General features: G+C 33.2%; 20 protein-coding genes. 13 read left to right on the top strand and 7 right to left on the bottom strand.

The annotated features are described in order from the left end of the window. Window positions 1–43: 43 nt before the first annotated feature. A complete protein-coding gene (locus F6K18_RS26455; protein ID WP_287525257.1) occupies window positions 44–1,207 on the bottom strand; it encodes a pyridoxal phosphate-dependent aminotransferase in 1,164 nt (387 codons plus the stop codon). 674 nt (window positions 1,208–1,881) lie between these two features. Between F6K18_RS26455 and F6K18_RS36885 the strand changes: the two genes are divergently transcribed. Next, complete coding sequence (locus F6K18_RS36885) at window positions 1,882–2,172, top strand: Uma2 family endonuclease (RefSeq protein ID WP_353735179.1); 291 nt, start codon at window positions 1,882–1,884, stop codon at window positions 2,170–2,172. Between the two features lie 928 nt (window positions 2,173–3,100). Here F6K18_RS36885 and F6K18_RS26440 read toward each other — a convergent pair. After that, window positions 3,101–4,006 (bottom strand): sulfotransferase domain-containing protein, encoded by a 906-nt coding sequence (locus F6K18_RS26440; RefSeq protein WP_287525256.1) that lies wholly within the window; start codon window positions 4,004–4,006, stop codon window positions 3,101–3,103. Between the two features lie 64 nt (window positions 4,007–4,070). Here F6K18_RS26440 and F6K18_RS26435 point away from each other — a divergent pair, with 64 nt between their 5' ends. The 3 genes from F6K18_RS26435 to F6K18_RS26425 all read left to right on the top strand — a co-directional run bounded on the left by F6K18_RS26435 (window position 4,071) and on the right by F6K18_RS26425 (window position 6,836). Further along, window positions 4,071–5,228, top strand: a complete 1,158-nt coding sequence (locus F6K18_RS26435) for an MFS transporter (protein ID WP_287525255.1) — start codon at window positions 4,071–4,073, stop codon at window positions 5,226–5,228. 308 nt (window positions 5,229–5,536) lie between these two features. Beyond that, a complete protein-coding gene (locus F6K18_RS26430) occupies window positions 5,537–6,190 on the top strand; it encodes a transposase (RefSeq protein ID WP_287525254.1) in 654 nt (217 codons plus the stop codon). A gap of 13 nt (window positions 6,191–6,203) precedes the next feature. Continuing rightward, window positions 6,204–6,836 carry a transposase gene (locus F6K18_RS26425; RefSeq protein ID WP_287525253.1) on the top strand — a complete coding sequence of 211 codons (633 nt, stop codon included), beginning with the start codon at window positions 6,204–6,206 and terminating at the stop codon, window positions 6,834–6,836. Between the two features lie 76 nt (window positions 6,837–6,912). Here the strand turns inward: F6K18_RS26425 and F6K18_RS26420 are convergent, their stop codons facing one another. Continuing rightward, a complete protein-coding gene (locus F6K18_RS26420) occupies window positions 6,913–8,508 on the bottom strand; it encodes a DUF6492 family protein (protein WP_287525252.1) in 1,596 nt (531 codons plus the stop codon). Between the two features lie 1,001 nt (window positions 8,509–9,509). Here F6K18_RS26420 and F6K18_RS26415 point away from each other — a divergent pair. Beyond that, complete coding sequence (locus F6K18_RS26415; protein WP_287525251.1) at window positions 9,510–10,985, top strand: DUF4403 family protein; 1,476 nt, start codon at window positions 9,510–9,512, stop codon at window positions 10,983–10,985. Between the two features lie 1,381 nt (window positions 10,986–12,366). Here the strand turns inward: F6K18_RS26415 and murJ are convergent. Beyond that, a complete protein-coding gene (gene murJ / locus F6K18_RS26410; protein ID WP_287525250.1) occupies window positions 12,367–13,986 on the bottom strand; it encodes a murein biosynthesis integral membrane protein MurJ in 1,620 nt (539 codons plus the stop codon). A gap of 470 nt (window positions 13,987–14,456) precedes the next feature. Between murJ and F6K18_RS26405 the strand changes: the two genes are divergently transcribed. Continuing rightward, window positions 14,457–15,740, top strand: a complete 1,284-nt coding sequence (locus F6K18_RS26405) for a polysaccharide pyruvyl transferase family protein (RefSeq protein WP_287525249.1) — start codon at window positions 14,457–14,459, stop codon at window positions 15,738–15,740. Between the two features lie 278 nt (window positions 15,741–16,018). Further along, window positions 16,019–17,101, top strand: a complete 1,083-nt coding sequence (locus tag F6K18_RS26400) for a glycosyltransferase family 1 protein (protein WP_287525248.1) — start codon at window positions 16,019–16,021, stop codon at window positions 17,099–17,101. A gap of 508 nt (window positions 17,102–17,609) precedes the next feature. On the opposite strand, the gene F6K18_RS26395 is transcribed toward F6K18_RS26400, so the two are convergent. Then, the gene (locus F6K18_RS26395; protein ID WP_287525247.1) at window positions 17,610–18,452 is read right to left on the bottom strand and encodes a sulfotransferase; all 843 of its coding nucleotides are present in this window, start codon (window positions 18,450–18,452) and stop codon (window positions 17,610–17,612) included. A gap of 167 nt (window positions 18,453–18,619) precedes the next feature. Between F6K18_RS26395 and sfsA the strand changes: the two genes are divergently transcribed. Further along, window positions 18,620–19,351 carry a DNA/RNA nuclease SfsA gene (gene sfsA / locus F6K18_RS26390; RefSeq protein ID WP_287525246.1) on the top strand — a complete coding sequence of 244 codons (732 nt, stop codon included), beginning with the start codon at window positions 18,620–18,622 and terminating at the stop codon, window positions 19,349–19,351. A 15-nt stretch (window positions 19,352–19,366) separates the two neighbouring features. On the opposite strand, the gene F6K18_RS26385 is transcribed toward sfsA, so the two are convergent. Next, window positions 19,367–19,510 (bottom strand): hypothetical protein, encoded by a 144-nt coding sequence (locus F6K18_RS26385; protein ID WP_287525245.1) that lies wholly within the window; start codon window positions 19,508–19,510, stop codon window positions 19,367–19,369. A gap of 20 nt (window positions 19,511–19,530) precedes the next feature. On the opposite strand from F6K18_RS26385, the gene F6K18_RS26380 reads away from it, so the two are divergent. The 3 genes from F6K18_RS26380 to F6K18_RS26370 all read left to right on the top strand — a co-directional run bounded on the left by F6K18_RS26380 (window position 19,531) and on the right by F6K18_RS26370 (window position 22,234). After that, complete coding sequence (locus F6K18_RS26380; protein WP_287525244.1) at window positions 19,531–19,749, top strand: hypothetical protein; 219 nt, start codon at window positions 19,531–19,533, stop codon at window positions 19,747–19,749. A 56-nt stretch (window positions 19,750–19,805) separates the two neighbouring features. After that, window positions 19,806–20,360, top strand: a complete 555-nt coding sequence (locus F6K18_RS26375) for a YheC/YheD family protein (protein ID WP_353735180.1) — start codon at window positions 19,806–19,808, stop codon at window positions 20,358–20,360. A 1,064-nt stretch (window positions 20,361–21,424) separates the two neighbouring features. Further along, window positions 21,425–22,234, top strand: a complete 810-nt coding sequence (locus F6K18_RS26370; RefSeq protein ID WP_287525243.1) for a DNA/RNA non-specific endonuclease — start codon at window positions 21,425–21,427, stop codon at window positions 22,232–22,234. A 256-nt stretch (window positions 22,235–22,490) separates the two neighbouring features. Here F6K18_RS26370 and F6K18_RS26365 read toward each other — a convergent pair whose 3' ends face one another. After that, complete coding sequence (locus F6K18_RS26365) at window positions 22,491–22,907, bottom strand: nuclease A inhibitor family protein (RefSeq protein WP_287525242.1); 417 nt, start codon at window positions 22,905–22,907, stop codon at window positions 22,491–22,493. Between the two features lie 1,125 nt (window positions 22,908–24,032). Between F6K18_RS26365 and F6K18_RS26360 the strand changes: the two genes are divergently transcribed. Both F6K18_RS26360 and F6K18_RS26355 read left to right on the top strand, forming a co-directional pair. Next, window positions 24,033–25,352 carry a 3-isopropylmalate dehydratase large subunit gene (locus F6K18_RS26360; protein WP_287525241.1) on the top strand — a complete coding sequence of 440 codons (1,320 nt, stop codon included), beginning with the start codon at window positions 24,033–24,035 and terminating at the stop codon, window positions 25,350–25,352. Window positions 25,353–26,095: 743 nt separating this feature from the next. Beyond that, window positions 26,096–26,263, top strand: coding sequence for a hypothetical protein (locus F6K18_RS26355; protein WP_287525240.1), 168 nt, complete (start codon window positions 26,096–26,098; stop codon window positions 26,261–26,263). Window positions 26,264–26,504: the final 241 nt, after the last annotated feature.

The raw sequence follows: 26,504 nt of genomic DNA, 5'->3' as shown, positions 1-26,504 counted from the left end.
ACCCTTTTTATCCCTTCTTTTTTCTTTCTTCTTCCTTATTAGGTTATAGTTTGGCGATCGCTATTTTCATCTGACTGATACCTTCTCGAATATTCTCAATGGAATTTGCGTAAGACAATCTTAAATATCCATCTCCAAATTTTCCATAGGCAGTTCCTGGTAATAAAGCAACTCCAGCTTCAGATAATAAATAATCTGCCAGTCTTTCACAACTTATCGGTAGTTGTTTCACATTGGGGAAAGCATAAAAAGCACCTGCGGGTTTTCCACAGTTAATACCTCCAATAGAATTTAAACCTTCGACAATCACATCACGTCGTTCTTTAAATTCTGCAAACATTTTTTTGACAAACTCCTGAGAATTTTTAATCGCTTCAATACCAGCTATTTGAGTAAATGAACAAGCACAGGAATTAGAATTTAACATCAACTGGTCTAACTTTTCAGCTATTGCTTTAGGAGAAACAGAATAACCTAAACGCCATCCAGTCATTGCATAAGTTTTTGAATGCCCATCTAATAAAATTGTGCGTTCTTTCATACCAGGAAAATTGATGATACTGGTAAATTTTGAATCGTAGATTAAGTGGGAGTAAATTTCATCAGAGAGGATATAAAAATTATGTTTAACTGCTAGTTCAGCTATAGCTTCTAAATATTCGGGAGTTAATACACTCCCAGTTGGATTATGAGGAGAATTGAGAATTAGTAATTTTGTCTTCTCAGAAATAGAATTAGCTAAATTGTCCATACTAAATTGAAAGTCTAATTCCTCCAACAAAGGTAATGGAATTGGTTTACCTCCCACTAAATTAATGACTGATTCATAAACAGGAAATCCAGGGTTCGGATAAATCACTTCATCTCCAGGATTTATTAATGCTAAAAGAGTGAAAAATATAACTGGTTTTGCCCCTGGCATTACTACTACTTCATCAGGATTAACTGATATATTTCTAGTTTGAGAAATATGTTCTGCTATTACTTCTCGTAACTCTAATAAACCTGCTGCTGGAGTATAAGTTGTATAACCATCATTCATAGCTTTAAAAGCAACTTCGCGAATATTTTGAGGAGTCTTAAAATCAGGTTGACCTATTTCTAAATGAATAATATTTCGACCTTGAGATTCTAACTGTTTTGCTTTAGTAAAAACTTCAATGGCAGCATCGCCACCTAAACCATTCATTCTAGTTGCCAAATTCATAATTAATATAGATGATATTCTGTGGATAATTTTACTACAATAATAGGAATAAATTATGACGACTATCAAAGTTTATGGGTAGAGTCGGCAAATATATAGCACTTCTATTTACGCTGTGTAGAAAATACCATATAAAAAAGTACTTATACAAGAGATTTCATAGAATATGAGTCAGAGATTCAAAGTTTTTTATCTAATGCCTAGATTTTTTACAAATGATTTAGGATTGCTATAATTTTACTTACTATTAATATAAGTAGGTGAGCATAAATAAACGCAATATTAGAAGGGAGATTTTTAGAACTCAATCGCTCTTAAGTCAAAGCTTTCGGTTAAACCCGACCCTACAATTTTTTAACGTTTAATTAGATACACCTACTTAACTGCTCAGGTTAATATACATTTGATTTTCTTATTTTATTATTTACCTGTTCTGTATTTTCTATTAAATAATATCATGTCCGGATAATTAGTTATAAAAAAACTTTCTCCTTCAACTCCAGTTGTTCTTCTTTCTTCCCTCTTCCCTCTTCCCTCCTGACTCCTGACTCCTGACTCCTCCCTAGTTATTTATTTATCACTGTTTAACCGGACATGATATAACTACATTTTTTCCTATTATGCTACTGTATAAATGATCAAATTAGTTATAGTTTAGCTTTTTCAATTTAACTATGATTGCTTCTCCCCAAAATTTTAGTATTACACTCAAAGAATATCTTCAAATGGAAGAAAAAAGTCAGATTAAACATGAATATATTGATGGGGAAATTTATGCAATGGCTGGAGCTAGTGATGCCCATATTACTATTGCTGGTAATTTATTTGCCCTACTCCTTAGTCATGTTAGAGGTGGTGGTTGTCGAGTTTATATTTATAATATTAAAGCTATAATTGAAACTAAGAATAAGAATAAATTCTATTATCCTGATGTGATGGTTACTTGCGACTCAAGAGACCAATAAACTGCTAATTATCAAAGTTTTCCTTGTTTAATTGTGGAAGTTATTTCTGATTCTACAAAGGCTTTTGATAGACTTTATAAAATTTGCTGATTATCAAATTTTATAAAGTCTATAATAGTATGTTTTAATTAATCCAAAATGCCAGAGAGTAGAATGTTTTTGAACTGGAGAAAATGGGTTGTGGATTTGGGATTTTTACACGGCATAAAAATCTTTATTTCAACTGAAAAATGTTGAATTTGAAGACAGTTTAGCAGACCTTTATGAAAATGTTTATTTTGAATTAGAGTCGGAAACTTAGGCAGAGATAATCCTGAAGCTAATTAACTTAATTAACTACTCATAAAATTAGGCGATAGCCACTAATTCAAAGCATTAAATTTTCTCTCTAAAAATAGTTTTATTTATTTAATTGTGGAAGTTATTTCTGATTCTACAGAGGCTTTTGATAGAGGTGGTAAATTTGCTGATTATCAAATTTTAGGAAGTCTATAAGAGTATGTTTTAATTAATCCAAAACGTCAGAGAGTAGAATGTTTTTGAACTGGGGAAGATGGGTTGTGGATTTGAGAATTTTATACAGAAGAAAAAACTAGGTTTGAACTAAAAATTGTTGATTTTGAAGGTATAGCAATGTGCGCTGGCATATTGACAAATTACAATAACTGTCCAATAGCTAGAAGTCTTATATTATCGGTTTTTATCCCCCCCTGTTGCCTTCCGGAGCTGTTGCCTGTTGCCTGCGCACAGCGCTATAATTTAGCCTACCTTTATGAAAATGTTTCTTGGGAATGATAGAAAGTTTATTTCTATATTTCATAAAGGCGAGGGTAACTCAGGGCAAAATTTTTCAGGATACTGAATGTCGTGAGCGATCGCTGACTTATTCTGCCAGATTAAATATATTTTTTCTAGTTCTATTTATTTACTAATCTTCTAGGGTAATTCCTAAAATAGATTCATCCCAATAATCTTTAAATTTAGAGTCTGACATTTTTTTTATATATAGGTTATTGAAACGTTTATTTTGTTCATCTGTAAAATAATTACGCCAGTCTCCTACTATTCCTTTTCTTAAATGTGGAGCTTCATTTTGATTAATTCTCATCCAATTACAATTAGCTTTGTCATTTTTTTTCATCTCATCTAATCTACTGCCAATTGCTACTTTATCTATAACTTGTTCTGAAATTTTAATTTCCAAAAAAGCTGCTAATTGAACCAGATAAGTTTTGATATTTTTGTGCAATTCTTCGTATGTAAGGTATAAGACTTGTTGACGAGATGATAAAAATTTTTCCCAATGCAAGTGAAAATCAAACCAACTTCCATAATGAACTTTACCTGATAAATATAATTCAAAAAACTCATCCCAATTTCCCTGATAAGATATACTCTTTTTTGCTCTTAAATGATGGTACATAGAAACAGCAACATCTTTAGGATTTCTGAGTATAAATATGTATTTTGTATTCGGCTGTCCTGTGGGTATTAAATGAGGCCAGCCATGAAAAGTTAAAGTTCGAGGAGATGGGAGAGATTCAAAATATTCGTAAGAATGTTCTCTAGTAGGATCTGGACATGGAGGTAAACAAAACTCTAGCCAGAGAAAAGCTTCTTTCATTGTTAAATTAGGTTGATTACCTTGATGATTTAAAAGTAAAAGAATCTGCTGTAGCCAAGTAGTGCCAGATTTTATATAACAAACAAAAAAAATATCTTCATTTCTGGTTTTGAAGCTAGTCAGCATGGTATTTACTTTTTCTTGGGTAACAAATTGAGGATATACTATGCCATCTACTATGCAATACCAAGAAGAATCTTCAGTTTTCATTTGAATGACCTTAATAAGTTAATTTTTCGATAGTAAAAAAAATGCTCAATTTTATAGCTTTAAGATGAAGAAAAAACAAATTTTAGCCCTTGGTTTACATCGACTTGCGGTAGCTATGGTAGCTAGAGGTTTATCTCCTCTATTACCAGTATATGCAATATATTTAGATGCTAATTCCCAATTAGTAGGTTACTATATGTCTTTTTTGCAAATTGCTTTAATTACTGGGAATTTTTTGGGTGGTTGGTTAGGAGATAAACTGGGAAATAAAAAAATATTGCTTATTGCTAGTACCGTAGTTAGTATTCCGGCTATCTGGTTAATAGGTCAAGTTAATAATATTTGGCAACTAGCTACATTGACAAGTATTGTTTGGTGTTTTTATCTCGGTATTGGTATTAATCTTAATATTACTCTAGTAGGTTTATTAAGCGTGCCAAAAGAAAGAGGAAAAGTATTTGGCATATTTTCTGTTGTAGCAGCTTTGGCTGGTTTATTGGCAGGTTTAACATTTGGTCCTATTGCCGATCTATGGGGTTATTCAACCATGTTTAAATTTGTTTGTTTGTTTTCCTGCTTTTTTGCTTTATCGGAATTATTTTTAGAGAATAAACCTCTCTCTAATACTCCTTTGCCAGAAACAATAACCGAACAGTCAACAAAAAAATGGTCGAAAGAATTTTTATTGATGTTGATAGCTACTCTAATGATGGGGTTAGTTTCTTTTGGTGGTAATTTAGGTATTTCTTTGGCTATGAACCAGCAAGGTTTTCTGTTGAGACATATTTCTTTTGTGGCGGGTTTCAGTGCTAGTATTTCTTTTTTATTCTCCCCTCTCAGTGGTTGGATGAGCGATAAATTTGGTCACAAACCAATATTAATTTCATGTTATTTAATAGGTGCATTGGGTATTTTTTCCCTTGCAAGTGCAGTATCTCTATGGCAATTTTATTTGGCTGCTTGTGGAATATCTTTCTTGTCTTATGTTGCTTTGGGTCCTAGTTCTGCTCTAGTCACAAATTTAGTTGCTCCAGATTTTTTGGGAAGAGCTATTTCTTTGTTTAGAACTGCACTCCGAGTTGGAGGAATTCTTGGGTTTACTTTTACTGGTAGTCTGATTGAAAAAATGGGAATAAGTTTAATATTTATTTTGGAAGGATTAATTTTAATAGTTGCAATTTGTTTGTTAATTCCTCAGCAATACTGGAGACAAAAATTCTAGTTCTTGTTATTCTAGGGGGACCTCTACAAATGTTTGATATTGAGACAATTAATGTGCCAATATTTCTCATAAGTAGAGAGACCAAAAAATGGGCGTTGCTGAATAAAAGTATGATTTTACCTAAATAACACAGGAGCATGAAAGCCATCGTCTTTTAAGCGATGGATGAAAGGCGAGGAGTCGGATTTTAATCCTTACGTATTTTATTTTACCGAAAAGCCACGTTGAAGGTAGTCGTTTGGACTAGACAACTTTAGTTGTTCTCTGTTAGTATGATCAACAATAACTTTTCGGTCTGCCCGTTTCCAATGTACTCTTGTCAGCAAGTTTTAGTAAATAAAAATTCTGAATTAATTGCTATCTTAACATTTATTTGTGAACAGTCTCACAAGCTCACTAACATGGGAATATATTATGCCAGGCAACTATATTTTAAGTCTCAAAAAGGCATTGGCAAGTATGACTTAGAAAAGGTATACAAAAAGAACAATCACTATAAAGTTTTACATTCCCAAGCAGCACAACAAATATTGAGAACTGTAGCGGAATCATTTAGGTCTTATTATGGTCTTATTATTGCCTACAGTGAAGGAAAAATCTCAGACAAACCAAGGATTCCTAACTATAGAAAAAAAGGGGGAATGGCTACAGTTAGTTACCCCAAGCAAGCATTAAAACTTAAAGATAATCAAATTAGAATACCACTAGGTAATACCTGTAAGCGCTGGTTTGGAGTAGATAGCTTTTTAATTCCAATGCCGAGTAATCTAGAATTTTTTACTCTCAAAGAACTGAGAATATTACCGAGAAACAGATGTTTTTATTGGGAATTTATCTATGCAAAAGAAATCATAGTTAAACCTCAATTAAATCAAGACTATGTATTAGGAATAGACCATGGTGTAAATAATTGGTTGACCTGTGTATCTAATGTAGGCACTAGCGCGGGTTGTAGATGGTAAACATCTCAAATCAATGAATCGTTGGTACAACAAACAAGTATCAATTATTAAAGAAAATCAGCCTCAAGGATTTTGGTCAAATAGACTAGCTGCCATTACAGAAAAGCGTAACCGCCAAATGCGTGACGGTATTAACAAAGCAGCTAGAATAGTCATTAATCATTGTTTAAAAAAATCTATTGGTACAATAGTTTTTGGTTGGAATAAAGGTCAGAAAAATGAAATCAAATTAGGAAAAAAAAGTAATTCAGAATTTGTACCAATTCCGACAGCTAGACTCAAAGAAAGAATAGCTCAGTTGTGCGATGAATATGGAATAATATTGATAGAAACTGAAGAAAGTTATACAAGTATTGCTTCGTTTTTAGATGGTGACTATCTACCTAATTATGGTGAAAAACCCAATGATTGGAAACCGTCAGGAAAAAGAATAGAGCGTGGTTTGTATAGAACAGGTAATAATTGGTGTGTTAATGCAGACTGTAATGGAGCTGCAAATATAATCACAAAAGTAAGCAGAAAGCTAGGGTTAAACTTAAGCCAACTGTGTAGGGGCACTTTGACTTGTCCCCAGAGAGTGTATCTTTGGTCAGCTCAGAAGAAACGGAGCAACACGGATTTATCCTGTTGCGTAGTATCTGCTTAGAATCCCCGTGACTTGAGTCCGGGGAGTAGTCAAAGGAGTAGGAATTAGGATCTAGAAAGGATTCTTTTTTCCTTCACTATTTTATTGCCACTAATGTCATGTCTAATTCTTGGACAAGATTATTGTATAGAGAACTTTGTTGGAGAAGATATTCTGTATCGTCAATCCGATCTTGTTCATGTTCATACCAAAGTTGACTAGGAATATAGCGAACTTCTATCAAATCAAAATTTACACCTAAATATATACCCAGTGGTGTAGTAGGATACCCTTTTTCCTGTCGCTCTTTGTTTAGTTTTTGGGAAAACATACTTAAACCATAGGGTGTAATTGGACGTACATGAGTAGGGTCGTGTAGGAGGTTATCGTGGCGATGGTGGGGAACTTTGATATTCACCTTTGCCCCTGGTTTACATATTCTGTATATTTCCTGAATAATTTTCAGATAGATTTCTGTCTGTTGTCCCAGATGTTCTAATACATGACTCATTTCAATTTCTGCCACGCTATTATCTTCCCACGGCCAAGGAAATGTTTCTAAATCTAATCTAATGTCAGGATCTCCAAACTTGTCTACATTGATATAACCATCTAGATGTCTCGCTCCGCAGCCTAAATTTAAGTATAGGTCAGATTGAAATTTGCGCGGGTTCCATTGAGAACGTTGCTCTTCGATATGGGTATTTTTTCTATCTTTCTTGAGATGTCGCGGACTACTTTCAAAAGATAAAGAGGAGGGAAGCGCATCTGGTTCGTATTTTTCTCGAATAAAAGATTCTATATCTATATATGAAGGAGAAAAGATAGCTGGGTTGGGTATTATTGATTGGTAACTATTAATTTCAGTGGAAAATATTCTCGACTGATAACTTCTCAGTGCAGCAGAAAATAGACCAGTACCATCATCAAAAAATCGCTCAGTTGTAGCTCCATAATTTTCGTATGGATAAAAAGCTAGGTCAGCAGGAGCTTTTGCTGCTACCCATGAAATGTAAGACCAATATTCACTAAAGGTTTCAAATTGATTAGCAGAGCGCATCATCAATAATAACCAGTTTTCGTCTGATTGAAAATAGCTTTTTATTTGGTTTTTAAATGATTTTAGATGTTCTTGTTTGAACCACATATGATGGGGAATAAATGTACCTTCATGGTCTGTAAGTGGCTCAACCCCAAGTACCGAGGTAATCCATTCAGCCCACTTTGATACAATATGAGGATTACCATATTGATTGTGTTGCAGAAGTGCAAATTTGTGTTGTGTAGTTTCTTGATGACTACTTATGAGTTGCCAAGTATTAACAGGAAGTAGGTCGCTATCCCAAACAACAAACCATTCGCTTAGGTTATCAATACCTTCATAAGCACCAAGTTTTAATAACTGCTGATAAAACCAACCAGGATTATAAAGTGATTTACCTAAATCAAGTTCTGAACAAATTGCTTCTTTTGTCAGACCATTATTTTGAAAAAAGTATTCTTCCTTGTGGGTATAGACTGGAGCAACTTGCCATTCCTTAACTTTCTGTTCTAATAATTGTGCCTCACTTTCTGGAGCTATTATGTGGATACTTCGAGGTTTGTAGTGGTAAGTAATTCCTTCTACAACAGCTTGGGTATTCCAACGCACTTTGTAAAGGGGGATGACAAAGTCGAATGTTTCTTTTGACATAATTTTAGACAATTTTCTCTACATACTTCAGATAAGTTGACTTGCTGAGTTTTTTGCACTCAGAATACTTTTGGTTCTTAGTCAATATTCAACCAGGAAGGATAATATTCTATTCAGAAAAATTCTGTTTTGTCAAATGTTAATCGTGAGCATTCAGGTTTTAGCTTTTGAACTTAATAACTTACTAAGATTAGCTGATGACCAATTTCATTCATATTTCATTTCTTGGAGACTACTTCCTTTTGCTAAGATAATGAGTTTATAACTCATAGCTTATAGTTGACTTGCTGAGTTTTTTGCACTCAGAATACTTTTGGTTCTTAGTCAATATTCAACCAGGAAGGATAATATTCTATTCAGAAAAATTCTGTTTTGTCAAATGTTAATTGTGAGCATTCAGGTTTTAGCTTTTGAACTTAATAACTTACTAAGATTAGCTGATGACCAATTTCATTCATATTTCATTTCTTGGAGACTACTTCCTTTTGCTAAGATAATGAGTTTATAACTCATAGCTTATAGCCGATCGAGCATTTCCTTTGTAAAAGGCTAGCTGATGGTTAAATCCTTACTGTTAATCTATTTTTATTTGTGATTTTATTGCCTACTCAAAGAATATAGTTACATGTAAGCATTCAGCTATTAGCAGTCAGCTAGCCTCCTGCGGAGGAACTGCGTTAACAGCAATAAAAATGAATGAAACAAGGGTTATTTTAACTTCTATTACATTTTTAACCAGATTATTATTGAAGTACAAGAACAACGAATTTGAGTTGTGAACCTATACAATTCTATAGCACGAAATGTAGATATGTCTTGGAAGCTGATAGCTGATAGCTGACGGCTGAATGCTTACAGTTACATTAAACAGGAAAGGAAAAGGGAGCCGGGAATGATAAAAATCATGCTCATATTTTCCCAATTTGTCAAACCCACGACTTATTACTTGAGTGAGAGGGAAAATAGAGTTTAAATATTTCAAGTTTATGCAAATAAAATCAATGAAAATATTCACTCTTCCACGAATAATAAAATTTTTAATTTTAATGATATTCGTACCAATTATAATTATTATTTTTTCTTCGAGAGCAGCTGTTAAAGAAATAAATATTAAACCTAAAATACCGGAGTTAGCATCACTGAATACATTAAAACCTGAACGTAGTGAAAGTATATTAAATCTACCTGCAAAAATTCCTTTGGTTAATATTCAGAAGGCATTAAATTTGAATATTCCTCCGACATTTGTGGGTACAGAAGCTGACCCTACAGATTTGCTCTCTAATGATAAGCTTACCTACGAAATTAATCGCAAAGACTTCAGTATTGGCACTCAAAATAATCGGATAACTTTTTCAGTACCAATATCAGGAACTGCAAGAATAAAAGGTAAAGTTAATTTAGGTTTTACTAAAATACCAGTTAGTGCGCGGACAAATATTGCAGGTGAAATTTTTGGCGATCTTTCTTTAGGAATAGATAATGAATGGAATATTCAACCGAATCTAAATGTATCGACTAATTTAACTAAAGCAGATGTACCAATAAAAAATGTTGGCACTATTAATATTCGTAGTCTTCTGAAAAAACAGGTGGATAAAGCTATTAATAAAGAGAAGCCTAAATTAATCGCAGAACTTGTTGAAAATTTAAACCTCAAAGCCGAAGTAACTAAACAATGGAATAATTTGCATTTGTCAGAAAAGGTAAATCAAGACCCTTCAATTTGGATTAAAACTGAACCACAAAGTGTTAGTTTTAAAGAGTTTGATTTGAGTGATGGTGAAAATGTTCAGTCTGGAATTGCTATTAAGATGTTTGTCGATACTTGTATATGTAAAGAAGCTCCTGTTATTAATTTGAAGCCGTTGCCTAATCTGACTTTTCAAGAGCAGATAATAGATAAGTTTTTAATTAATTTGCCCGTACAAGTTTCCCTTGATGAATTGAATAATACTCTTCAATCTAAAGTTAGTGGTAAATCTTTGTCTATTGATGAAAATCTGAAATTCATTGTTAATGAAATTAATTTGTCTGCATTAGGTGAAAAAGTTCTTGTTCAGGTTGATTTTAAGACTGATAAAGGAAATTTGCTTGAGGGAGCAAAAGGAATATTATATCTTTGGGGTAAGATTTTTTATGATCAAGAGTCTAATAATCTGAAAGTGGTTGAACTGGATTATGATGTTGATACAAAAAATGCTTTATTATCAACAGCAGATTCGCTTTTGAAACCTGTTTTGCTGAAGCAAATTGAAGAACGTCTTTCTTTTCCTTTAGATAAAGAATTGAATCGAGCTAAAGATGAAGCTAATGAGTATATCCAGAAGATAAAGTTGCCTTCGGAAATTGATGCAAATATTGAAGTTAAAACAATTGAGGTTGAAAAGGTTGTTGTGACAAATAACGATATTTATCTGGTTTTATTAGCTGATGGAAATATGTCTGCTCTTTTAAATTTAGAGGATAGGGAGTAGAGATTAGGGAATAGTGAGAATTACACAAAAAACCGATGCTACCGGACATGATATAATTCCCTTACCTAGACTGAAATTAAGGTATTTTTTCTGCCAGAAAATGTCTAAGTACCAATAGGAAAGAAAAAATACTTTATATCATTAATATGAGAACTGCTCTCAAAGTAAAAGTTTCAATATTAATTCCTTTGTCAAAAGTAATAAGTCAATACCTTTCGACTGAAAGTTTACCGCTGAATGCTTACTTCAAATTTCATCTCTATACGCTTTTGCATTTTCTTGAGCGCCTACGAACCGAAGGGGAGATGAGCAATTTTCTAATTATTGGGGATAGGGGAAATCTTCTTTGCATTTTCTGAAGCGCCTACGAACCGAAGGGGAGATGAGCAATTTTCTAATTATTGGGGATAGGGGAAATCTTCTTTGCATTTTCTGAAGCGCCTACGAACCGGAGGGGAGATGAGCAATTTTCTAATTATATGGGGATAGGGGAAATCTTCTTTGCATTTTCTGAAGCGCCTACGAACCGGAGGGGAGATGAGCAATTTTCTAATTATTGGGGATAGGGTAAATCTTCTTTACATTTTCTGAAGCGCCTACGAACCGAAGGGGAGATGAGCAATTTTCTAATTATATGGAGATAGGGGAAATCTTATTTACATTTTCTGAAGCGCCTACGAACCGGAGGGGAGATGAGCAATTTTCTAATTATTGGAGATAGGGGAAATCTTATTTACATTTTCTGAAGCACCTACGAACCGGAGGGGAGATGAGCAATTTTCTAATTATATGGAGATAGGGGAAATCTTATTTGCATTTTCTTGAGCGCCTACGAACCGGAGGGGAGATGAGCAATTTTCTAATTATATGGAGATAGGGGAAATCTTATTTGCATTTTCTTGAGCGCCTACGAACCGGAGGGGAGATGAGCAATTTTCTAATTATATGGAGATAGGGGAAATCTTATTTGCATTTTCTTGAGCGCCTACGAACCGGAGGGGAGATGAGCAATTTTCTAATTATATGGAGATAGGGGAAATCTTATTTGCATTTTCTGAAGCGCCTACGAACCGGAGGGGAGATGAGCAATTTTCTAATTATATGGAGATAGGGGAAATCTTATTTACATTTTCTGAAGCGCCTACGAACCGGAGGGGAGATGAGCAATTTTCTAATTATTGGAGATAGGGGAAATCTTCTTTGCATTTTCTGAAGCGCCTACGAACCGGAGGGGAGATGAGCAATTTTCTAATTATATGGAGATAGGGGAAATATTAGTTCAAAATACCTTTAGCTTTTGACTTTTGACTTACAGGTAATACTTGAACTAGCGATCGCTTTGTTAGTTGAGAAAAAAGATAAAAGCTACCAGGATGGCAAATCAAATTCCCAATTTCTGTCTAATTCGACCAACAAAAATATCTACTTCTGGCAAATTCATTTTCATTACTATCAAACCAAAGATACCTAACCCCGAAAAACTTGCTAAACCAAGTTCCAATAACTGCACAAAAAATCCCTCACTTCCCAACACTAACTGACAACCCCAAAGCACGCTCCAACAAACTAAACCTGTCGCCAAAGTTCCAACAATTAAAATTGCAAAAAGTCTCAACCATTCTCCCCAAGGTAAACCTCCGAGTTTCCTATCTAATAACCAGAGAAAAATTACCATTGAAATTAAATTTACTCCCACCGTTGCCAATACCAAACCAGGAGCGCCAAAAGCATTAATTAACAAATAATCTAACAGAGCATTCAGAAAAATATTAAACACACTCACTTTAAAAGGAGTTTCTCCATCTCCCAAAGCATAAAAAACTCTGACTAAAACATCCCTTCCTAAATAAACAAACATTCCTACTGCATAAGCCATCAATACAGAAGCGACAAATTTTGAGGCTGATAGATCGAAAGCATAACGTTCATAAACTACCCTCACAATCGGCAAAGCTAACATCACCATAATTGCACTTAAAGGCAACATTGTAATTCCTGTTAATACTAAAGCTTGCCGAATGCGATATTTTAAATCTTGCCAATTTTCCGGTGCAGCTAATCGAGAAAATATTGGTAAAAATGGAACTAAAATTACATTGGAAATAATTCCCAAAGGAGTCTGTACTAATAAACCAGAATAAGCTAATGAAGCAGCAGCTTGGGGAATATAAGAAGCAAAAAATAAATCTGTATAAACATTAATATGTAACATTCCAGAAGATAAGGTTGCGGGTATCATTACTTTGGTAATTTGTTGTACTCCTGGATGTCTAAAATTAAATCTTAATCGTAATTTTCCTAAACCTGCTCGCCACAATGCGGGAACTTGAATTAACCATTGTAATATTGCTCCGATGAGGGTACCCCAAGCTAAAATTAAGCCTCCTCTCATGGCATTTTCTGGTTGAATAATTTCTTCCCCTAATTGTAGGGCTAGGATAAAAATTCCTCCTATTAAAGCGACGCTAGAAAATAGTGGACTAATAGAGGGTAGCCAATACATATCCGCGGCATTAAGGGCACCAAAACCAATACCTATTAATCCTGCTAATAATGCCATTGGAGCCATAATTTGGAATTGTTGGATGGCAATTTCTCGAATTTCTAGACCTGTTGTTGTTTGGCTTAAACCTGGTGCTACTAGGTCAATTAATGGATGGGCAAAAATAATTAGACCAATTGTTACTAATAACAGGACTCCACCGACTAAGGTTGTGATGGTTTCTATTAGTGGAGCAGCTTCGGACTTATCACGCTTTGCTAAGACGCTTACTATGGCACTATGAAATGGTCCGTTTATTCCTCCTAATAGGACTAATAAAAAGCCAGGGATGACGTAGGCGTAATTATAGGCGTCTACTGCGGGACCTACTCCAAACGCGGCGGCGATCGCTTGTTGACGTACTAGGCCAAATATTTTACTTATTAATGTGGCTACTGCTACGATACCTGCTATTCCTGCTAGGGAACGAGAAGTTTTTTGTGATTCTGATTCAGACACGAGTACAATATAGTAATGTTGTTTAAATAAGTTTAATCAAGATTCAGTATTCAGGGGTAGGAAACCGGAGATTTGTTTTTTTGGGTTCTTTCTATTTAGGAGTTAACTTGATGATGAAAAAACAAGAGCAAATTATCAAAAAAGTGTATGATTCTTTAAATGATAGTCTCATCGGCTTATGGATTATTAAAAATATTAAGGGTTGGATATTACTTGTCAATTTTTATTCTGATTTTAAACGTTTATTCAGGTGGTAATCTCCAAGTAATAAAATCTGCACTCAAACAAATTTAATACCCTTTACCTGAATAATTTAAGATTGCACATTCTCCCTGAAAACCTCTCAAGGAAGTATTTATAATTGGGAATAATTAGACAAAATATACATAATTCACATAATTTATTAAACTATTTCTGAACCTTGTTCATACCTAAGATAATATTTAAGACAATTATTTTCGAGAGTTATTATGAGTGATTTATTGCTTACTATTTTTTTGCCAATATCTTCTTTATTAATTTCCACTTATGCTTTATTGCTGTGGATTATTCGTATATTTGGTTTTGTTCGCCGTCTTCCTAATTCTGCTATTATTCTACCACCTGCTGCTCCTGGTAGTCTAGGAGATGAAGCAATGGTTTGCGCTTCAATAGACTATCTAAGGAAACAAGGAATAGAAAATATTAGTCTTATAGAGCATACTAATAAGGAGACATATCCAGTTGATGTAATTGAGAATATACGTCTGAGAAACTTCTTTATATATCAAACCTGGTATAAATTTATTACCTCTTTTCTATATGCAGGTTGGAAAGTTAACCAATATGAAAGATTTTATGCTCTGGGTGCAGATGTGATGGATGGATATTATTCTAATTATTATACTTTTAAAACTGTCAAAATTGCAGAAATAGCCTCATTTATGGGTTGCTCAACAGGAATCTTAGGTTTCAGTTGTAATCGTCAACCAACAAATATTTCCAAACAATTACTCAGTGCATTACCATCAAGTGTTGGGCTGAATGCAAGAGATAAAATTTCATATCAAAGATTAATTGATTCAATTTATCACCCTGTTAATTTAGTAGCAGATTTAGGTTTTTTATTAAAACCTGCTGAACAGTCGGATAAACTAGCTAAAGTATTGGAATGGGTTAATACTCAGAAAAGTCAAAATAAGATTATTTTGGGAATAAATATTCATATCCTACTATTGAAAAATTTAGAGGGAATCACCGCCGATGATTTGGTTCAAGTTTTAGCTGAAACTATAACAAAATTACACCAAGATAATCAACAATTAAGTTTTATTTTTTTACCTCACGACCGCCGTAAAATCAATGAATTTAATGATGATATTTTATCAAAAAAAGTAATAGAAAATCTACCTCCTGAAGTTGCTTCATCCTGTTTTAAAATTCCTTTTCCCTGTTTGACTAGAGAAATTAAAGGAATAGTTAAACATATAGATTGTGTACTTACTGGCAGGATGCATTTAGGCATAGCTTGTTTAGGACAGGGTACACCAATTGCTTGTATTACTTATCAGGGAAAATTTGAAGGTCTTTACCAACATTTTAATCTTGAACCTTTATTTATTGAACCGAAAAAATTATTTGTCCCCAATCAAAATGACCTAGTAGAATTAGTCCATAAATTAATCGCTCAAAGACAAAGTTTACACGAACAAGTTATAAGTAAACTTGATGAAGTTAAAGAACTTTCCCAAGCAAATTTTACTTCCATTATCTGATTTTTTTGTAGCTGAAGGGAAATTTCAACTTAATTTGATATCAAGAAAAATGGAAGGTTAAAAAGATAAACTATACTCCCTAATGTATCTCTATATTTATAAACACAATCTGGCATTAGTTTGGGAGTATAGTCTCATTCCTAAATAATTGAGGTTATTTTATTTAAGTTTATTTCCGAAATTATAGCTAGTATAATTTGACGAAAATTTAATGTATCTCACATCTACTGTCAAATCCTAAATCAAAATTTATCCAATAGATAGCAGCGAATAAAATTATGAAATTAATGCACAATGGACTCAAAGATTTTTTGCTTCTAGAAGAATATATTGACTCTGGAAAAATTGGATTTCTTTCTTTAGAAACTTCTTTGCCTCAGTGGTTTATAAATTTGACTCAATCAATTAATAACTACTCAGTAGGTTTACAACTTCGTCGTCAGTATCGTCACCTTGCTATGGCTCTAAGATCCTTCAAATTTTCTGATGTTGATACTATTTTTATTTTCGAGGTTTATAATCAACATTTGTTATTTTTTATGCCTTTACTTGCCATCATGGCATTACGAGGAAAAGAAGTTTTAATCGGCTTACATGGCAATCAGCAATTTGCCATAACTAGCAAAATTAAATTTTTGGGGCTACTTTATTTAAAAGCTTATTTAAACCTATTTAAAAAACTCAAAGTTGTTACTTTTGAAGTAGATGATGATGTGCTTCCCGAAAAATTGAGATTACCAGATAAATCTAAATATATAATTCCTCATCCTATTATTAGTGAAGCTAAACCTAAATTTTTACCAGGAGAAAGATTACCTTCTAATGTTCCGATTAAAATTGGTGTTGTGGGAATGATTCGCTCAGAGAAACCAATTACTGAGATAATTGATAAATTACAAGAGTATGTTAAATCTTCAGAGTATCAATGTGAATTTGTAATTGGAACGCCTTTTGGTCAAAAACCAGATTATTTAGACCAACTAAATGTCACTCTTTATGACACTACTACACAAGAAGAATATATCCAGATTTTAACTGAAATAGATATTTTAGTAATTCATTATGAAAAAGACCGCTATTACTACCGAACCAGTGGAGTAATTAGTGATGCAGCTTCTTGTGGATGCTATATTATTGCTTCTGATTATCCTGTTATTAAACATCAAGTTAATTGGCCGGAAAAAATCGGTTCGACCTTTTCCGATTTTAATAAAATTAGTAATCTTATAGATGAGGGTATAATTCATATTCGAGAAAAAGGGCAAGATAATCACTGGTTATGGCGAGAAGGAAGAACTGCTAAAGCGATCGCTAAAGTTTTATTTCCTAATAATTATAAATTAGATACTAAGGTTGACTGAGGGAAGTTAGGTGCTACTAAAGCCAACTCTTACAGTTAATTATAGTCACAAGTAAATTAATTATACTATCATGTCCTATGTCAGCTTAATAGCACGATCAAACTCCGTTTTGCTGACGTGAAAAAAAAACTTTCTCCTGTCTTATCCTTCTTTAGCTTCTAATCTCAGGTATTTCAATTAATTTGAAAAAATATTATTTTTAAGACTAACTTGACCAATGTTTTATACCAGATATCAAAAGTCTTGCTACATCTCCTTGGGAGTAGGGAGTAGGGAGTAGGGTTCAAAGACATAACATATCTTAGATCAATGCCAAGAATCGTTACAAACATTACTGAACCATTATTATCGCTTAATAACTGAAGTCTTAATGAAGTATAGAATTATTTTTGGGAATTGGTATTAGTGAATAACAATTAACTCAATTCTATCTTGAAGATTGTAATCAGAAAAGGAACATATTTTTTGGGAAAAATATTGTTCCTGCATTAGCTGAATTTTCTTGAGATTAAACTTCATATCCAATTTGCTTGAGTTGATTTCCGGCAATTTGATTAAACTTATCTATTTGCTCTGAAGTTAATTCTTGTTTATATCTATTTATTCTGGAACTATTAATTGGTTTAGATAGTTGAGAAAATTCTGGTCTTTTGCTGTTAGTAATTGTATTTTGAGAATATTGATTTGGGTCTAATTGGCTAGGATGATAATCTTCTCCCAGAAAATTCATGGTTTGCTTAATTACTGTTTCTGGGTCTAAGGTTAATTCTTCATACTTAACATCTAAAATATTTGGATGATTTCCTTGGTTTAGCCTAGCATCTACACACTTTTTCCAATATTTAGCATATCTTTCAATGCTTTTTCCTTGAACTACGTTTACATGATTACGAGCTGAACAATAACAATCTCGACCATCCCGATACATATTGATAAACTGTGCATTAGGAAAATATTTTGCTAAAAAATCTATTCTCAATACATGGGGTGGTGTTTTTTCAATAAATCTTGTTCCGCCAACTTTTTTTAAAGTACATTCAGCCAATCTGTCAAAATAATCTACAATATCTTGCGATTGTTTCTGAATATCTTCTATTTCTGATTTAGTAATTTCAGAAAATGGTATACTAAATAATTCTTTATACATAAATATACCTGTTTCATAACCAGGACCGGTTAAATTTGGATGTACTCCTAGTATTAATTTCATGAGAGTAGTTCCAGTTCTAGGAGCGCCAAAAACAAATATATGTCTTTGATGAGATTTTGATTTAGGAAAACGCCAGATAACATTTTTAGGTAGGCGAGTAGGATTTTTTAGCAATTGACCAATTGTTTGTGTTAAAGTCATGTTAAACTTATAAAATATCATCAAAGTCTATAATTATTATTTTACTCAAGTCTAAGAAATATTGTCAATAACCTATTGGTTTTATTTTCAAAGTAATTTGACAGTTCGATTTTAATCAACTTTTTTTCAACTAATTTAAAAGTCACATCGTTTCTTGTCAAATAATTATGAATAATCCACCCAAATTCTCCTATAATTATCCTACTCTTGAGCCTGGGATTTTGATTAAACGTTATAAAAGATTTCTGGCAGATATAGAGTTAAAATCTGGGGAAATTATTACTGCTCACTGTGCAAATACAGGCCCGATGACTGGAGTTTCTAACCCTGGTAGTCCTGTGATGGTTTCTCATAGTAATAACCCTAAACGAAAGTTGGCTTATACTTGGGAATTAATTCAAGTAACAGATAATGAACCGACTTGGGTAGGAATTAATACGGCTTTACCTAATCGAATTATTAAGTTAGCTTTGGCAGAATACTTATTTCCTGAATTGGGAGATTATTGTGAAGTTAAACCAGAAGTTGTTTATGGAAAAGACAAAAAAAGTAGGGTAGATTTTAAGTTAATTAGCGATAGTCAAAATATTTATCTTGAGGTAAAAAATACGACTTGGGCAAATCAACGAATTGCTTTATTTCCAGATACAGTTACAGAAAGAGGGCAAAAGCATTTACGAGAATTAATTGAAGTAGTTAAAAAAGGGGAAAGAGCAGTATGTTTATTTTTTATAAATCGTGGAGATTGTTATCAGTTTGCACCTGGAGATGTTGCTGACCCTGATTATGCTGAACTCTTGAGAGAAGCTGTTAAAGAAGGGGTAGAAATTTTGCCCTGTAGATTTGAAACTACTCCCCAAGAAATTCGCTATTTAGGTATGGCGGAATTTATTAATTAGGGTGTTTTATATTGATTAATTAATTGATATTTTATTTTGTAGGTTTAATACCCCACCGTCAACGGGGTTGTTTAAAATTGTTTGGAGTTTGTAGACACGAAGTGGCGTGTCGAATACTATCCATAAGCAATTTTCTTTTCTGCCTTTTCCCTTCTTCAATTATTAACCAAAACATTTCAATGTTGATTAAAGCCTGTAATCATCTAGGCTATGAATATGAAATTATACATAAATCTGGAAACTTAGTAGTTCTCAAAAATCAAGGTAAATCTCATGTATTTGTGAATTGGGCAATACTACTAAACTCATCATCAGTTACTCATTTATTCTGTGACAAAGAATACTTTTATCAATATTTTAATCCTATATTAATATGCCGAAAACAAAGGGTTACTTAAATCCTAATTGTAATGAGTTATATTCTAGTTATGTGAAAGATTCTAATGTAGAATAAATAGCAAATAATATTGAGCAAAACTTTGACTATCCTGTTGTATTGAAAAAAAACAAAGGCTCAAAGGGAAGAAATGTATTTAAGTGTAATGATAGAAGTCAAGTCATAAACTCCCTTGATACAATTTATGATTTAAGCAATTACAAATACGATTATATTGCTATTAGTCAAGAATATATTCAGATTCAGAAAGAATTTAGAGCTTTGTTTCTAGAAGGTGATTTACATTGTGTATATGAGAAGAGTATTACTGGAGCAAAATTTGTCGGAAATTTAAGTAGACTACATTGGGAAGGAGCAAAAGCTAAGATTATATTGGATATAGATTTTTTAGAACAAATACAATATTTCTGTAAACCCATATTTCAAAATTGTGAATTAAAATATACGGGATTAGATATAGCTCTAGATACAAATAATAAACTCTGGTTAATTGAAGCGAACTCTGCACCAGGATTTGATTATTTAGTTAGAGACTGCGGGGAAGAATTAGCAATAGAATGGTACAGAAAAACACTACTATTAATATTCTCCCAATCACATTACTCCAAATAATAGTTTAGTAATTTTTAGCTACATTCAAAATTTAAGAGTTAATTTTTGAGATTTGCGACAAACCCTAGTTTTCCTAAATTGATACTTCCAAATTAGGCGTTGCTGAATCAAGGGATGAATCTTTTTTGAACAGGAAAATCTCATCCTTAATACTTCATACTTATTTTTTGCCCAAGCATACAATTCATCCCACAAATATGCAACGTCTCTCCTTCTATTCCTCTTTCTTCTTCTTTCTTCCCTCCTGACTCCTGACTCCTAAGTAATTAAGGTTAATATCATACACGCCCTTCAGCAACGCCCCAAATTAAGATACTATTGCTTTTGCCTCCTGGAGATATTTAAGATTAACAAAGTTATGAATTATTTTCTTTTATTACCAACCCTTGCCATAGTAAAATAATATTTTAATTGAAATATTTATCCGATCGCCTAATATCAAGTAATACCAAGCATGAAAAAAGAATGTTACGAATAATAGGGGCAATTAAAAGACTTTATCGGAGATTTACCTTGGACTAAAAAGATAAATTCCGACCTAATAAATGGTATAAAAACTATTAATTATGTACGTCGCCAATCCGACACCTCCCCTACCTAACTCCTCAAAAATAACCCATTTATTTGTAGCTAATATTTATCAAATTGGTATAACATTAATTAACAGCAATGTAGAGATTTTTCATACAATTCCTCTACGACCAAAAAATAGAGTCTCCACTTTCAAGGGGATAAAAAAGTAAACTTCAGTATTTCCAGCATCTGGCTTCAGTTGGTGATTTTTTTAATAGAATAGATTTGTCTGCTTACTTCTTAGCTATTGCTTTTTCTAGATTCATTACTTCCAGTTTTAATTAGACAATAATAATTTTAACTCTAAATAAGTCATATTTTTACTTTTAATAAGACTATGATAATCCAAAATAATTCACGACAATTTGATTGCTGCAGTTTTTTATATCCCCATATTATCTATTCCTTAAAAGTCTAGAATATCTCAAAACTCAAATTAAGATTGCTATTCTATACTTCAGAAAAAAACTTTTTATCGATCGACCAAACAAATGTTAATTTCATCAAAAAAACTTACTACTTTAATCATAATACTTGTACTTACACTTGCCAGTGGATGTTCTCTACTGTTAAAACCTTCTCCTAAAGTTCATATAACTCTAGGAAATCCAAGTAATGCCACAACTTCTATTGAAAATACAGATAATTATTTACTAGAAAAACCTCAATATGTATTGTCATATAACCGGGATAAAGGAACAGCAAATTGGGTAAGTTGGCAACTGAATAAATCTTGGTTAGGAAATGTAGAAAGACAGGATGATTTTCGCCCTGATGATAGTTTACCTGAAGACTGGTATCAGGTCAGACCTAGTGATTATCGAAATACTGGTTATGACCGAGGACATTTAATTCCTTCAGCAGACCGTACAGCTAATGAAGAAGATAATTCAGCCACATTTTTAATGACAAATATAATTCCCCAGAGTCCAGATAATAATCGTGAAACTTGGCGGGAATTAGAACAATATTCTCGGGAACTTGTACAACAAGGAAATGAACTTTATATTATTGCTGGAGGATACAGAAAAAAAGCAACTCTTGCCAAAGGTAAAGTAACTATTCCTAGCCGTACATGGAAAATTATAGTAGTGGTAAAACCTGGTTCTGGTTTGAGGGGAGTTGATAAAAATACTAGAGTAATTACAGTGGATATGCCTAATTCAAATCGGATTAGAAGTGACTGGAAAGCTTACCGAGTTTCAGTCGATAAAATTGAAGCAGCTACTGGTTATGATTTTCTTTCAAAAGTTCCTAAAGAAATTCAAGATGTAATTGAAAATAGAGTTGATCGGCAGTAGATAAGTTAAAATTAATAGGTTCAAAATTGACTTGAATAAGCTAGTAGGTTGTAGTTTGTAAATTAAAAAATTTGGTAGTCCTAAATATGTAAGGATATTGATTAATGAATCCTTTCCATTGTCAGGAGGTAAGCTGTAAAATTATTACTTTACCACTACCAAAATTTTCAAGTATATATTATATAGTTTCCAGATAAGTTGTTAAACTAAAGAAGGCAACAGGGAATAAACAAAAATGGTAAAAATATTTCCCTATTCAAGTTTCAATAGAAACTGTAGCTATACCTGCATAATCTCCTGTATTTGTCTTACCAACTATATAAACATCTTTTCTCACCTCACCCACCTTATAAACCTTTAAATCACTCAAATATTGTTTCATCATACTGACAAGTTTTTGATATTTCCTTACCACTTCATATTCTTCTGCGTTATGCCAATCTTTTTCTCTAATTACCAATCTAAAAAAAACTTCAAATTCTATTACTTTAACTGTAGTCTCTAAAGAATGTTTAGTAATTTTCAAAACAATTTCATTATTTAATGAAATTTCCTCTCCAAATTCCCAAATAAAAACTTCAAAAGGATAATCAGATTCACTCATCCATAGTAAATCTTTTACCAGTTCATCTAATTGCTCAAAAATTTCTAAATTAGTTAAAGTCATTTTCATTAATTGATAATGGATAATTGATAATTGCCTCTGGTTAAAACCGTTACGGAATTGAATATAAGGAAATATTATTTCTTTTTTTTCCCTTCAAAGGGTCGGCTTTAAACCAGAATTATTTAATTATTAATTATTCGGTAATTAATACTAAAATTACTAATAAATTTATAGACTATTGAGGTGAAATATCTAATCCTCGTTTACCTCCCCAACTTTCCACAATTTTATCATCATAATCATCAGCAACTTTCAATACTGTTAAAGCCAACTCTTACAGTTAATTATGGTCACAAGTAAAATTAACCGTACTATAATTTCCCATGTCATTTCAGTTATCAGTTATCAGTAAGCTTAATAGCACGATAAAACTCCGTTTTCCTGGCGTGAAAAAAAACTTATCCTGTCTTATTCTTACTTTAGCTTCCTTTCCCTTATGCTCAATTATTCAACTTGGCGTGATAAGTAATTAAGTACAATTAATTATATATTTTATGGTCAGGTTAAATAGATAGGCAAAATGATTTTCATATTTACTGCTCAAGTATACAAGTATATTTTTTTTCCTACTTCCAAGTCCTTAATTAAAAATGTTATGGCACTACACAAATTAGGTTAGGACATTCATCCATATCCTACAACAACTATCTTTTAATATGTTTTGATGATTAGGCGATCGCTAAAATAATTGATTTGACTGTTTTTGTATCATGTTTAGCTTTCAAAATCACAAAAATCAACCAATTTTGAAATCAGAAGTCAAGAGTAGAATGTTGTAAATTTTAAATTTTAAATTTTGATTTTTTGCTTACTTTCTAGAGTCTTTCTGACATTTTGACGCACTCTCAGAATGACCTCCTCGCCCTTGACCAAAAAGTAAGGTCAATAGTCTCCCCTTTTAAGGGGATGAAAAAGCGGTCGAGGGATGGCGTTAGCGGAGCGGGTCTGTAAGAACGGGTTTCCTCGCCATATCCAATCGACCAAGAGAAAATCAACTTCAGTATTTTCTTGCCTCCCTATTCCATGAGGTACTGATAACTGATAACTGAAATGACTTTGCCCGAAGCAATATGAGGTTGTCTAAAATACATTTGTAAACTAATTAAATTATCACCAGTAGAGGAAGCATTTATGGCAATGACTATGGTTGAAAAAATCCTGGCCAAAGCATCAGGAAAATCTACCGTTACCCCAGGAGAAAATATTTGGATTAACGTAGATGTTCTAATGACCCATGATGTGTGTGGTCCTGGTACTATTGGCATCTTTAAAAAAGAATTTGGCGAAAAAGCCCAAGTTTGGGACCGGGAAAAAATCGTTCTTATCCCAGACCACTATATTTTCACCGCCGACAAACGAGCTAACCGTAATGTAGATATCTTGCGAGACTTTGCCCAAGAACAAAACATCAAATACTTTTACGACATTATCGATCGCTCAGACTTCAAAGCTAACCCAGACTACAAAGGAGTTTGCCACGTTGCTCTCGCCCAAGAAGGGCACACCCGTCCAGGGGAAGTTTTATTTGGCACAGACTCCCATACTTGTAATGCAGGTGCTTTTGGACAATTTGCCACAGGTATAGGCAATACCGACGCTGCTTTTATTTTAGGAACTGGGAAACTGTTAGTAAAAGTTCCAGCAACTATGCGATTTGTCTTGAATGGAGAAATGCCGGACTATTTATTAGCAAAAGATTTAATACTGCAAATTATTGGAGATATTTCTGTTTCCGGTGCTACTTATAGAACAATGGAATTTGCAGGAGAGACGGTGAAACAGATGACAATGGAAGAACGAATGACCCTCTGCAATATGGTCATTGAAGCAGGCGGTAAAAATGGAGTTATCGCTGCCGATGAAACTACTTTTAAATATTTGCAAGGTCGAACAGATAAAACATTTGAGTCATTTCAGACAGATGAAAATGCGACATTTTATAGCGATCGCTCCTACGATGTGACAAAATTAGAACCAGTCGTAGCTAAACCTCATTCTCCAGATAATAAGGAACTTGCTCGTAACTGTAAAGATGTCAAAATTGACCGAGTTTATATTGGTTCTTGTACAGGTGGAAAAACTTCTGACTTTCTTAATGCAGCTAAACTTATTAAAGGTAATCAGGTGAAAGTTCCCACCTATTTAGTACCAGCAACCCAGAAAGTTTATGAGGATTTATTTAACTTAAAACATGATGGAAAAACCCTCTCAGAAATATTTTTAGATGCTGGTTGTATTGAACCTGCTGCTCCCTCTTGTGCTGCTTGTTTAGGCGGACCAAAAGATACATTCGGACGATTAAATGAACCAGAAATTTGTGTGTCTACAACTAATCGTAATTTCCCTGGTCGAATGGGGAATAAACAGGCACAAGTTTATTTAGCTTCTCCTTATACAGCAGCAGCTTCCGCACTGACTGGATATGTTACCGACCCACGAGAATTTATGTAAATTTGTTGCCAGTTTATCAATAAAAAATTTAGGAGTCAGGAGTCATAATTGAATTATGTATGTAGAAATAAATGAATATATTGTTTAAATTTTTCCAGTAAATCTAATATTGATTGATATTTGATTAGTGGAAATTTACCAACTACAGCATTAATTAATTTTGACTCCTGGCTACTTTCATATTGCTAAGATCACAAAAGTTTATGATACTTTAATCTCATAACTAAGGCGCTATAGTTAAAAAAATCATCAATCTACCATTTACATCAGAGCGATCGCTACACAAAAAAACCTATCTAAAATCTAATAACCCAGGCGCTATAGTTGAAAAATCATCAATCTACCATTTACATCAGAGCGATCGCTACACAAAAAAACCTATCTAAAATCTAATAACCCAGGCGCTATAGTTGAAAAATCATCAATCTACCATCTACATCAGAGCGAACCCCACAAAAAACCTATCTAAAATCTAATAACCCAGGCGCTATAGTTGAAAAATCATCAATCTACCATCTACATCAGAGCGAACCCCACAAAAAACTTATCTACAATCTAATAACCCAGGCGCTATAGTTGAAAAATCATCAATCTACCATTTACATCAGAGCGAACCCCACAAAAAACTTATCTACAATCTAATAACCCAGGCGCTATAGTTGAAAAAATCATTAATCTACCATTCATACTAGAGCGAACCCCACAAAAAACTTATCTACAATCTAATAACCCAGGCGCTATAGTTGAAAAATCATCAATCTACCATCTACATCAGAGCGATCGCTACACAGAAAATCTATCTAAAATCTAATAACCCAGGCGCTATAGTTGAAAAATCATCAATCTACCATCTACATCAGAGCGAACCCCACAAAAAACTTATCTACAATCTAATAACCCAGGCGCTATAGTTGAAAAATCATCAATCTACCATCTACATCAGAGCGATCACTACACAGAAAATCTATCTAAAATCTAATAACCCAGGCGCTATAGTTGAAAAAAATACCAACTTAGTAGTCTCTACCTCAGGGCAAACGCATCTAAATTCTGGAAACTTCTGCCGTTAAGCTTTAGAGGAGTAATAAGTATAAATATTCAAAAGTCTGGCATCTTTACCCTGTAATATCATGTCCGTTGGTATCGTTTGTG

Origin of the sequence: Okeania sp. SIO2C2, assembly GCF_010692625.1 — a bacterium.
Lineage (GTDB): Bacteria > Cyanobacteriota > Cyanobacteriia > Cyanobacteriales > Microcoleaceae > Okeania > Okeania hirsuta.
The sequence above is the reverse complement of the archived record's forward strand: the minus strand, read 5'-3'. Positions and strand labels throughout refer to the sequence as shown.